Annotated in this window: 10 protein-coding genes; 4 read left to right on the plus strand and 6 right to left on the minus strand. The window is 65.1% G+C overall.

The genetic code is table 11. The features are described from left to right. Positions 1-4: 4 nt before the first annotated feature. Positions 5-907 carry a succinate--CoA ligase subunit alpha gene (gene sucD / locus ACWW1C_RS04140; RefSeq protein ID WP_020099021.1) on the plus strand — a complete coding sequence of 301 codons (903 nt, stop codon included), beginning with the start codon at positions 5-7 and terminating at the stop codon, positions 905-907. Between the two features lie 66 nt (positions 908-973). On the opposite strand, the gene ACWW1C_RS04145 is transcribed toward sucD, so the two are convergent. The 5 genes from ACWW1C_RS04145 to ACWW1C_RS04165 form a co-directional block, all read right to left on the minus strand. Then, positions 974-2,842 carry an alpha/beta fold hydrolase gene (locus ACWW1C_RS04145; RefSeq protein ID WP_455982269.1) on the minus strand — a complete coding sequence of 623 codons (1,869 nt, stop codon included), beginning with the start codon at positions 2,840-2,842 and terminating at the stop codon, positions 974-976. Positions 2,843-2,912: 70 nt separating this feature from the next. Continuing rightward, on the minus strand, positions 2,913-3,527 hold the full coding sequence (locus ACWW1C_RS04150) for a TetR/AcrR family transcriptional regulator (protein WP_455982271.1): 615 nt from the start codon (positions 3,525-3,527) through the stop codon (positions 2,913-2,915). 57 nt (positions 3,528-3,584) lie between these two features. Continuing rightward, positions 3,585-4,685 carry a MarR family transcriptional regulator gene (locus ACWW1C_RS04155; protein ID WP_455982272.1) on the minus strand — a complete coding sequence of 367 codons (1,101 nt, stop codon included), beginning with the start codon at positions 4,683-4,685 and terminating at the stop codon, positions 3,585-3,587. Between the two features lie 3 nt (positions 4,686-4,688). Further along, positions 4,689-5,801: an ATP-binding protein gene (locus ACWW1C_RS04160; RefSeq protein WP_455984137.1), complete on the minus strand. Its 1,113-nt coding sequence runs from the start codon at positions 5,799-5,801 to the stop codon at positions 4,689-4,691. An 83-nt stretch (positions 5,802-5,884) separates the two neighbouring features. Further along, on the minus strand, positions 5,885-6,499 hold the full coding sequence (locus ACWW1C_RS04165) for a hypothetical protein (RefSeq protein ID WP_455982273.1): 615 nt from the start codon (positions 6,497-6,499) through the stop codon (positions 5,885-5,887). A 161-nt stretch (positions 6,500-6,660) separates the two neighbouring features. On the opposite strand from ACWW1C_RS04165, the gene ACWW1C_RS04170 reads away from it, so the two are divergent. Continuing rightward, complete coding sequence (locus tag ACWW1C_RS04170) at positions 6,661-8,190, plus strand: acetyl-CoA acetyltransferase (RefSeq protein ID WP_455982274.1); 1,530 nt, start codon at positions 6,661-6,663, stop codon at positions 8,188-8,190. Positions 8,191-8,343: 153 nt separating this feature from the next. Here the strand turns inward: ACWW1C_RS04170 and ACWW1C_RS04175 are convergent, their stop codons facing one another. Then, positions 8,344-9,195, minus strand: coding sequence for an LLM class F420-dependent oxidoreductase (locus tag ACWW1C_RS04175; protein WP_455982275.1), 852 nt, complete (start codon positions 9,193-9,195; stop codon positions 8,344-8,346). A 186-nt stretch (positions 9,196-9,381) separates the two neighbouring features. On the opposite strand from ACWW1C_RS04175, the gene sfnG reads away from it, so the two are divergent. After that, positions 9,382-10,512, plus strand: a complete 1,131-nt coding sequence (gene sfnG / locus ACWW1C_RS04180) for a dimethylsulfone monooxygenase SfnG (RefSeq protein ID WP_455982276.1) — start codon at positions 9,382-9,384, stop codon at positions 10,510-10,512. A gap of 129 nt (positions 10,513-10,641) precedes the next feature. Next, a complete protein-coding gene (locus ACWW1C_RS04185; RefSeq protein ID WP_455982277.1) occupies positions 10,642-11,583 on the plus strand; it encodes a DUF5336 domain-containing protein in 942 nt (313 codons plus the stop codon). Positions 11,584-11,642 lie beyond the last annotated feature (59 nt).

Genomic DNA, 11,642 nt, shown 5'->3' on the forward strand with positions numbered 1-11,642 from the left:
ACTTATGTCTATCTTCCTGAACAAGGATTCCAAGGTCATCGTCCAGGGCATCACCGGCGGTGAGGGCACCAAGCACACCAAGCTGATGCTGAAGGCGGGCACCCAGGTCGTCGGTGGTGTGAACGCGCGCAAGGCCGGCACCAAGGTCTCGCACGTCGACAAGGACGGCAACGACATCGAGCTGCCGGTGTTCGCCACCGTGGCCGAGGCCATGAAGGAGACCGGCGCCGACGTGTCGATCGCCTTCGTCCCGCCGGCGTTCTCGAAGGACGCCATCATCGAGGCCATCGACGCCGAGATCCCGCTGCTGGTCGTCATCACCGAGGGCATCCCGGTGCAGGACAGCGCGTACGCGTGGGCCTACAACGTCGAGAAGGGTCAGAAGACCCGCATCATCGGCCCGAACTGCCCGGGCATCATCACCCCCGGTGAGGCGCTGGTCGGCATCACGCCGAACAACATCACCGGCAAGGGCCCGATCGGTCTGGTCTCCAAGTCCGGCACCCTGACCTACCAGATGATGTACGAGCTGCGCGATTTCGGTTTCTCGACCGCTATCGGCATCGGCGGCGACCCGGTCATCGGCACCACCCACATCGACGCCATCGAGGCGTTCGAGAAGGACCCGGAGACCAAGGTCATCGTGATGATCGGCGAGATCGGTGGCGACGCCGAAGAGCGTGCTGCCGATTACATCAAGGCCAACGTCACCAAGCCGGTCGTCGGCTACGTCGCGGGCTTCACCGCTCCGGAGGGCAAGACCATGGGCCACGCCGGCGCCATCGTGTCGGGCTCGTCGGGCACCGCTGCCGCCAAGCAGGAGGCCCTCGAGGCCGCCGGCGTGAAGGTCGGCAAGACCCCGTCGGCCACCGCTGCGCTGGCTCGCGAGATCCTGCAGTCGCTGTAATTCTTTCTGCACAACAGGCCCCCACCTTCTGGTGGGGGCCTGTTGTGTTTTGTGCCGAATGTGCGGTCAGACGCGACCGCCGAGGTGCTGGGCGAGGAAGCGCTCGACGGCGTGGTTCATGTCGATCTGGTTGTCGGGGTTGAGGAATCCGTGTCCTTCGTCGGCCTTGACCATGTACTCGACCGTGACTCCGCGGGCGCGCAGTGCCTCGACGAGGTTGTCGGATTCTGCCTGCACGACGCGAGAATCGTTGGCGCCCTGGATAACCAGCAGTGGTGTGCGGATCTGATCCACCTTGGTGATGGGCGAGCGGGCCAGCATGTCGGCCTCCTGCGCGGGGTCGTTGGGGTCGCCCACGTACGTATGCCAGTTGGTGGCAAGGAAGGGCCGAGCCACGTTGGGCAGGGTGCGCATGAAGTTCGCGAGACTTGAGATCCCGACGTAGTCGATGGCCGCCGCGAAGACGTCCGGGGTGAACGTCACGCCGACCAGCGCGGCGTAGCCACCGTACGAGCCGCCGTAGATCGCCACCTTGTCCCGGTCGGCGTAGCCCCGCTTGACGGCCCAGTCCACGGCGTCGATGAGGTCGTCGTGCATCTTGCCCGCGAACTCCCCGATCGCAGCTTTGGTGAAGGCCTTGCCGTAGCCCGTCGAGCCGCGAAAGTTCACCTGCAGCACCGCGTATCCGCGATTGGCCAGCAACTGCACGTCGGGTTGGAAGCCCCAGCAGTCGCGCGCCCACGGACCACCGTGGACCAGCACGACCAACGGCAGGTCGACGGGTTCGATCCCGACTGGCAGGGTCAGATACGAAGGCAAGTCCAGGCCGTCGCGCGACATGATGGTCACGGGTGTCATCGGGGCGAGCGCATCCGGGTCCAGACGCGCGTAGGGCCGAAACAGCAGCCGGCTTTCGCCGGTCGAGTGGTCGTAGAGATAGGTGGCCCACGGATCACGGTCATGGGTGAAGCTGACCACCCACCGTTGTCCACGGTCGTCGGATGACACGGTGGCGAGGTCGCCGTCCGAGAGTTTGACCAGATTGTCCAGTACCGCAGCGAAATTCGGGTCCAGCGGATGGACGACCTGGCGTTCGCCGTAGTAGCGGACGCCGATCAGATCACCTGTCCGCTGGCCCAGGATGAATGGTGACGGGAGGACCATCTGGTTGCCCAGGTCGAATGTCGGGTGGCTGTCGACCTCGGTCTCGGTGCCGTCGGCGACGTCGACCAGGACCAGTCGGGACCGGTCGCTGTTCTCATACGAGGGTAGCCAGATGCCCCTGCCGTCCGGTGTGACGGTGACCGGGAAGATCCCCACCGGGTAGTCGCTGCCGTCGTAGACCTTGACCGGGCGCAAGGTGCTCGTTGTCGCGTCCCAATGCGAGATCTCGACGTCGCCTTCGGAGGTCAGCGTATTGGTGAACAGGTCACCGCTCGGACCGCTCAGCCAGGTCACGACATTGCCCGGGTTCTCCGCGCGGAGCGTGAGTTCGCCTGTGGCGATGTCGATTTCGTAGACGTCGAACAGTTCGGGGTTGCGTTTGTTGATCTGGACGATGGCCTTTCCCGGCAATCGCCTGGGCAGTTCGAAACTCGCTCGCGTCCCGGGAAACGGGGTCAGGTCCACTGCAGGCGTGTCCGGGGTCTCCAGGTCGATGCGGTACACGTGCCAGTTCTCGTCACCGCCGTTGTCCTGCATGTAGAGCATCCATCGTGGATTGTCAGTCCACCGGTAGATGTACACGCTGCGCGTTTCGTCGGCGGTGACGCACCGTGCGGTGGCGTCGTCGTCGACGTCCTGCACCCAGACGTTCAGGCGGTTCTTCCACGGTGCCAGGTACGCGATCCGGGTTCCATCCGGGGAGATCGTCGCCGCCGTGCGTTCAGGTGCGCTGAAAAGGTCTTCGACGGAGATGAGTTCGGGTAGCGCCATGGGAATCCTTTCTTGGACAAGCTTGTTCGCCGGGCCGGTGGTCGCCGGCTCGTGAGGAAATATGGGGTTGTCAGGGTTTGACGGGGCCGCCCAGCCTGCCGTTGGTGGCTTCGCGAATCGCCCGGTCCATGAGGGCCAGTGCCTCTTCCTGGCTGACTCTCTTGCCGTCGACCACGATTGCCTTACTAACGTCTTCGTCGACGACGCGGAAGGCGCCCGTGACCGCCGCCGCGCACAGGCGGACGGTGAGGTCGTCGTCGGGTAAGCCCAATCGGTCGGCGATGACCGGGATGAGTCCCCGCTCCATGCGGTCGTGGACCATCAGGTACGCGGTGCGCAGAGCAGGGTCGGATGTTGTCATGGTGGCCAGCCGGATCGCGCTGAGCTCGTCCTCGATGTCCTGCGGTGACAGCGGATGCGCAATGGCATCTGCCGCAAGGTGTTCCGACAACGAGAGCTCGTGCGGCCAGCGCCGTGCGCTCGCCAGGAACCGGTCGGCCGACTTGGCGAGCAGGGGTTCGACGCAACTTTCCTTGCTGCGGAAGTAGCGCCAGATGGTGCGGGTGGAAAGTCCGGCGGCCGCGGCGATGTCGTCACCACTGGTTCCGGCGACGCCCCGCTCCCAGAACAGGGCACAGGCAATGCGTGACACCGCAATCCGCGCCTGGTCCTGCTTGTCGCTCATTGGCCTCCCTCCTGTCACTTAGTGACAGTCCAACTGTGTCACTAAGTGACAGTTTCGTCAAGGAGTCGAGCCCCAGCGTTGGCGGCGTTCGCGGTAGTGCAGGTAGTTCCGCAGCAGCGGGTCGTTGAGGTCGTACCAGGTGGCGCGGCGGTCGCCCGACTCTGCTTTGGCGGGGTGGACCCAACCGCCGGTCGTCAGCCGGCCCAGGGCGGCCGAGGCGGATTGGTTCGAAATACCCACGGCCGCAGCGAGGTCGGTGACGGTTCGCGCCCCGTCGGCGCGAGCCAGTTCGACGATCAGGCGTTGTTCGCCCGCGGGCAGCTGCCAGAGGAGCTGCTGGTAGTGGGGTGTCAGCTGTTCGAGTACGGAGTCGGCGGCGGGCTGTGTTGCTTGGAGTGCGGCTCGGTCGACGGTGTCGGCGATGATCTGCCAAACTCGCGGTGACCAGCCGACGATCTGTGCGACATCGCCGATCCGGGCCGCGCCCTCGGAAGTCTGGACGTACGAGGCCACTTCGCGGTTGCGGGCATGTTGGGCGAGGAGCTCGGCGACATCGGTGTCGGTGAGGTCGGGGAGTTCCTCGATGATGAATGATCCGTACCAGGGGTGGGTGCGGGAGGATATCGCGGGGAACAGTGCCGGCGCCGTGGCGAAAACCAATATCGCGGTGGATGTTTCGACCCATGCCCGGAAGCTGCCCTGACCTGCCTCACCGATGGCCTCGAAGATCCGATCGGCGTTCTCGATCGCGATCAGCACCATTCGGCCCGCGGCCAGATCGAGGATCTCCCGTTCGAGTTCCAGTGCGTCGCCGCGCTGTTCCCGCGCACGTTCGGCTGTCTCGGGGTCCTGGGTGCGGAGCAGTTCGACGAGGAGGTCCGAATAGCTGCCGACAGCCAGGGCGTCTTCCGGAAGTGCCAGCAGCAGGGTTGCTTTCGCGGTCTTGTGGTGCTTCATGGCCCGGTGGATCGCGACCTGAAGGGTGTGTGTTTTGCCGGCGCCGCGGGGTGCGACGAGCAGCGTGTGCGGCCGGGAGCCGTCCTGGGCGGAGCTGACGATGCGGTCCGTCAGGCGCTTCAGTAGTGCGGCGCGGCCGACGGTGCGGGCGTCGAGCTCGGCGGGGTGGACGGTGCCGGGGGAGAAGGCAGGGTGGGACACGGCCTACCGCCTCATCGCCCGCCAGGCGGATTGCACGAGGCCGGAGGCGAAGCAGTCGTCGTCGCCGATGCGGCGCAGGTAGTGATCCTGTTCGAGGCGTTCGATGAAAGACACCAACTGATCGCGGTCATGGATCGGTGACCCTTCGGTCTGCAGGAACTGCAGTGTGGCGTCGACGCCCAAAGGTGCTGGGGCATGGGCATAGATGTCGAGCAGGCCTGCGATCGCGGGGGCGTCATCGCCGTAGTAGTTGCGCAGCCGGTCGCGGTAGTGACGGAGGTCCCAGGGGTCGTGCGGATCGGTGATGGCGGCCGCGAGCAGCTCGGCGATCCGTTCCGGTTGGACGGCACCTTCTCGTGCCGCGCCCGCGACCAGATGCTGGATGTAGTACGGCACGTTCTCCGCCGCCGCCGCAACGGATTCCGCGACCTGATGTCGGTCGGTGGTCGGGACGTTCGCGCCGAGCAACAGGCACTCGGCGAGGTACGTGGCGTGGTCATGCCGGATGGGTCCGACCGTGACCTTGCGGATGTCGTTGACCGAGCTGAGGGCGTCCTCTGAAACATGGTGAAAGCCAATAGAACCGGATAATACGGTAGCCAGCTTGCCGGAGTTGTCCTGCCGGAAGCGGCGCAGCAGATGCAGGAATGCGTCTCCGCCGCCGAGCTTTTCGCGTTCGAGGTTGCGCGCGAGCACGGTGACCTCGTCGATGAACAACACCAGCGGGCCGTTCTTGGTGCGGGCGACGGCGCGCTGCAACAGGTCGTCGAGCGCGGCGTCGGCGCGGACCCGCTCGAACTTGAACGGCCCGGTGCCGACGGCAACCTTCCAGCGGTCGACTTCTTGACGCAGCGCGTTGTCGACGCGGCCGAGTTCGGCGGCGAGGGCGGTGACGAACTCGGCGTAGGTCTGCCGCTCGGCACTGACCGAGACGACGGTGAGGCCCTGCAGTCGCGCGGTGTGCGCGACGAGGCGGGACAGTGACGTCTTGCCGTGCCGACGATCGCCGACGAGGGCGGCGCCGCCGTCGGGCAGGCTGGCCAGGATTTCCTGCTGCTCACGGACGCGGCCCACCACGTTCTCGGGCGGGACGACGCCGCCGACCACGAGAGACATGGGTCTGATGGGCCAATTCATGCCGCAATTGTACGTCGAATTAGATGTACGTCTAGATGGTTGTACGTCTGAATTGGCGTGGGTTAGAAGGTCCAGCTGCCGGTGGGTGAAATGACGAAACCGTGGTGTTGGCTGGTCGCGCATGCAATGTAGTGGTCGTCACCGACAGCGCATCCCGTGGCGCCGACCGTGAGTTTCATTCCTGCGGGCAGGAGCCGGTAACCCTTCTCCTCGGTATAGGTACCCAACGCTGACGTGAATCTGAATTGACCATCGGACGATTCTTCGACGGTGAACACCGTCGGCCGGTCTTTGAGTTTGGGGTTGAGGGCATCTGCGGGGAAGCCTGGCATCGATTGTCCGTGGCACTCGATCAGTCCCATGGCGTTGTTGGAGATGTAGGCAAAGCAGCCGATTTCACCCGGCGTCCGAAACAAGACGTACGTGTCGTCATGCCAGTTCTTCGCGGAATACGACGCCAGTTCGGCTGGTGCGAAGGACGCGAAATCGGGGAAGACTCCGCTCGGCGGAGGAGGGTGCGGTGGACCGCCGGCAGGTGCCGTCGGTGGCGATTCCGGGGTTGCCTGACCGGGCGAGGACATGTGGCATGCGCTCGCGATCGACACGATCAGACCCAACGTCGCCAGCTGGCGCATCAGAACGTTCAGTCGTGAGGCCGCACGCACCTGAATATTCATGCCTCAGCGCCGCCCAGGTGCGGATCCGATCCGGCGGCCATTGCTCAACCGTACTTCGGTCCGCGGCTAGCTCCTGACGCAAATGTGCAGCTACCCCGCGACGTTGCGGAGACATCGCAATCGGTTAGCCTGTCGAATTAACAGTTGCCTGGAGGTTTGTAATGGGTGTCGATCCGCGTACGCCGGTGATCGTGGGCGTCGGTCAGTTCACCGAACGCCTGGAAGACCCTGACTACGGAGGGATGTCGTCGGTCGACCTCGCCGCCGCAGCGGCGCAGGCTGCGCTCGAGGACACTGGAGCTGACGTGGCAGTGGTCGCCGCGGCCATCGACACCGTCGCAGGCACCCGGCAGTTCGAGATCTCCGGCCACGTTCCGGCTCCGCTCGGCAAATCGAACAACTACCCGCGATCCGTGGCGCAACGCATCGGTGCCGACCCGGCCCGCGCCGTGCTGGAAGTCATCGGCGGGCAGAGCCCTCAGCACCTGATTACCGAATTCGCCGGTGAGATCGTGGCCGGCCAGGCCGATGTCGTGATGATCATGGGGTCGGAGAACACGTCCAGCATCCGCTATTTCAAGGGCCGGGACGACAAGCCCGATCACTCGGAGACCATCGACGGCCAGCTCGAAGACCGCGGCTACGGCTACGACGGCATCTTCGACGAATACACCGTTCGGCATGGGCTGATCGGTGCGCCGGTGCAGTACGGCTTGCTGGAGAACGCCCGTCGTGCCCGCCTCGGGCTGTCGGTGCAGGATTACCGACAGGCCATGGGGGAGCTGTACGCCCCGATGTCGAAAGTCGCTGCCAAGAATCCCTATTCGTCGGCGCCCGTTGAGCGCACTGTCGATGAGCTGGTGACCGTCACCGACAAGAACCGGATGATCTGCGACCCGTACCCGCGCCTCATGGTGGCTCGCGATCAGGTCAACATGGGTGCGGCCGCGGTGCTCATGTCGGTGGAGTCCGCGCGCAAACTCGCTGTGCCGGAATCCAAGTGGGTCTATCTGCGTGGGCATGCGGATATGAAGGAGCAGAAGCTGCTCGATCGTCCGGACGTCGGTGCCAGCCCGGCCTCGGTGCTGGCAGTGCAAGAAGCGTTGCGCGTGGCGGGAATTGGGATCGATGACGTCTCGGCATTCGACCTGTACAGCTGCTTCCCGTTCCCGGTGTTCAACATCTGCGACGGTGTTGGTCTCGCGTCCGACGATCCGCGGGGTCTGACCCTGACCGGTGGACTGCCGTACTTCGGTGGCCCGGGAAACAACTATTCGCTGCACGGCATCGCCGAGGCGGTCACCCGAATGCGCGAAACCCCAGGCGAATTCGCGTTGGTCGGTGCGAATGGCGGCATTGCCAGCAAGTTCTCGGTCGGCATCTATTCGACCGAGTCCGCGGATTGGGTGGCGGACAACAGCGCCGAATTGTGCGAAGAGGTCGCATCGTGGCCGACGGTCGCTGTTGTCGAACATGCGAACGGCCCCGCGACTATCGAGACCTACACGGTCCGATACGACTGGACTCCCAACACCGGCATCATCATCGGTCGGCTCGACGCCGACGGGAGCCGGTTCTTGGCCACTACTACCGATGCCGATTTGATGGCGCTGCTGGTCGATGGCGAGCCGCTGGGTGCGAAGATCGTCGTCACCTCGACTGACGAGGGGAATCGGGCTGCGCTTGCCTGACCCTCGGTCGACGAGATCGACGAAATGGTCGTTATCGCAGTAGGTTCCACGACCATTTCGTCAATCTCGACGCGTCAGAACAGCGTGGTCTTGTCTGGCGTCACCAGATATCAGTGATCGCCCACGCAGAGACGCCGACGCGCCGGCCGAACTTCAGATCCCGAAGTCGCGCAGCTTCTTGGCCAGCTTCTCGACGTACGCCGACACGGTCGCGTCGTCGCTGTCCGGCAACCCGAACAGCACCTCGGTCACGCCGAGTTCCTTCCAGTGCGCCAACTTGTCGGCGTCAGGCTTGAAGTCGAGCGCGACGATCGTCGGGGCGCCCGAACGTCCGGCTGCGGCCCAGGTGTCCTGCAGCAGCTTCACCGGCGCGTCGATGTCGAAATCACGCGGCGTGGTGATCCAGCCGTCGGCCGACTTGGCGATCCACTTGAAGTTCTTCTCGGTGCCGGCTGCCCCGACGAGGATCGGCACGTGCGACTGCACGGGCTTCGGCCATGCCCACGACGGACCGAACTTCACGAATTCGCCGTCGTACTCGGCTTCTTCCTGGGTCCACAGCGCGCGCATCGCCTCCAGGTACTCGCGCAGCATGGTGCGACGCCGGGCCGGCGGCACGTTGTGGTCCTGGAGTTCGTCTGTGTTCCAACCGAATCCGACGCCGACCGACACTCGGCCACCGGACAGGTGATCCAGTGTGGCGATGGATTTCGCGAGGGTGATGGGGTCGTGCTCGACCGGCAGCGCCACCGCGGTCGACAGCCGCACGCGCGAAGTGACCGCCGCGGCCGAGCCGAGTGCCACCCACGGGTCCAGCGTGCGCATGTAGCGGTCGTCGGGCAGTGTCTCGTCACCGGTGGTGGGATGCGCGGCCTGGCGCTTGATCGGGATGTGCGTGTGTTCGGGCACGTAGAAGGTGGTGAAGTCGTGGTCGTCGGCCAATTTGGCCGCGGCGGCCGGCTTGATGCCGCGGTCACTGGTGAAAAGTACGAGCCCGTAGTCCATAGGGTGAATTAGAACGTGTTTCAGTATCGGGGCGCAAGAGGCGGTGTCAAGAAACCTGCTCAAGCCTGACTAGCTGGGATTTTGCGCCAACCTCACGGGGTGAAGCGCGGGTGAACCGCTATCGAGATAAGTTCACCGCGAACGTTACCCACGACGGCGGCACGCCTCGCTTGTTCACATGGCCCCATGACGACCGAACGCATCGCCGACCACGTCAAGTTCGCCTACTGGGTGCCGAACGTCAGTGGCGGCCTGGTGACCAGCGACATCGAACAGCGCACCGACTGGAACTACGAGTACAACAAGAAGCTCGCGCAAACCGCGGAGAACAACGGCTTCGAGTACGCCCTCAGTCAGGTCCGGTACGAGGCCAGCTACGGTGCCGAATATCAGCACGAGTCAACGAGTTTCAGCCTCGCGCTACTGCTCGCGACGGAACGCCTGAAAGTCATCGCGGCCGTTCACCCGGGTCTTTGGCAGCCTGCCGTACTGGCCAAACTGGGCGCGACGGCGGACCACCTGTCCAACGGGCGCTTCGCCGTCAACGTCGTCTCCGGTTGGTTCAAGGACGAATTCACGCACCTGGGCGAGCCCTGGCTGGAGCACGACGAGCGCTACCGCCGCAGCGCCGAATTCCTCCAGGTACTTCGCAAGATCTGGACCGAGGACGAGGTGGACTTCCGTGGCGACTTCTACCGAATCCACGACTTCACGCTGAAGCCCAAGCCACTGAACACGCCGGAACGCCCGAACCCGGAGTTGTTCCAGGGCGGCAACTCGACGGCGGCGCGACGCAATGGCGGCTATTACGCCGACTGGTATTTCTCGAATGGCAAGGACTTCGACGGTGTGACCGAACAAGTCGTGGATGTTCGCGACCACGCCCGTCAGGTTGCCCGGGAAGTCCGTTTCGGACTGAACGGCTTCATCATCGCGCGCGACACCGAGAAGGAAGCGAAAGAGACGCTCAAGGAGATCGTCGCGAAGGCGAACCGGCCGGCCGTCGACGGGTTCCGTCAGGCCGTGCAGCAGGCGGGCAACTCGACCGGAGACAAGAAGGGCATGTGGGCGGATTCGAGCTTCGAGGATCTGGTGCAGTACAACGACGGTTTTCGTACCAAGTTGATCGGAACTCCGGAACAGATCGCCGAACGCATTGCTGCGTACCGCAAACGCGGCGTTGATCTGATCCTCGGCGGCTTCCTGCATTTCCAGGAGGAGATCGAGTACTTCGGCGCCAAGGTGCTGCCGCTGGTGCGGGAAATCGAGGAGGCCGAACAGGACGCGGCGCAGGGTCCGATTCGCGTCCCGGCCTGACGCGCGGACAAGTTTGCTCAGCACCGTCGCGGCCGGTCAGGCGGGGGCTCTGCGCGTTCAACTGATGCGGGGCACCCTCAGTGAAGTGCGCTAGCGTGGTTGGTCGAGTCGAGCAGTACAGGAGAGGTCATGACGTACCAGCCCGGTAACTCCGGCTACCCGCCCGCCCAGCAGCCCAACCAGTTCGGTGGGCCGACCCAGCCGTACAACCGGCTACCCGAGCAGATCCCGGCTGCGCCCGCCGCGCCGGCCGGCCCGAGCAAACTGCCGGAGTACCTGACCACCGCGGTCGCGGCGCTCGGCCTGCTCATCTTCGGCTTCAACTTCGCGCCGCAGTTGGGCGCGGGGGGCCTGGACGCCGGAACTGGCAGCATCCTGACCCAGGCACCGATCGTGGTCGCCGTACTGGCCGCGCTGCTCGCGGGCGTCAGCCTGCTGCCCAAGCAGAAGAGCTTCAAGTCGTGGGTCGCCATCCTGTCGGTGCTGGCGTTGCTGCTGGTGATCAACGAGATCGTCCAGGCACCCAAGGGCATCGAGGTCGAGTGGGGCCTCTACGTCGTGCTGGTGCTGTCGGTGCTGCAGGCCGGTAGCGCGGTCGCGGCGCTGCTGCTGGACGCCGGCGTCATCCAGCCTCCCGCACCCCGCCCGCAGCCCGATCCGTACAACTACGGCGGACCGGCACAGGGCTACAACCCGCAGGCTCAGTACTACGGCCAGCAGCCGCAACAGCAGTACGGCCAGCAGACCGGCCAGCACTACGGGCAGCAGGGTGGCTACCAGCCGCAGCAGGCTCAGAACGGTCCCGTCGGCGGCTACACCGGTCCGCAGGGTGCGCCGCAGCACGGTGCCGACTCGGGTCCGCCGACCCCTCCGACCGGATTCCCCGCCTTCGGCCAGCCGCAGTCTCCGGCCGGCCAGTCGTCGGCCCCGCAGTCGTCCGGCCAGGGTTCGTCGGCGTCCGAGGCGGTCTCCGGATCGTCGTCGTTCACCTCGGCGCCCGGCGTTCCGGGTGCGACAGGATCCGGCTCCGAGCCGACGACGACCTTCCAGCAGCCCCCGGCTCCGCAGTAATCGGGTCCGGCTTCGTCATAATCGCTAGGGCACTCGCGGCAGGCGGGTGACGACCTCGC

It is taken from the genome of Mycobacterium sp. HM-7 (genome assembly GCF_053852335.1).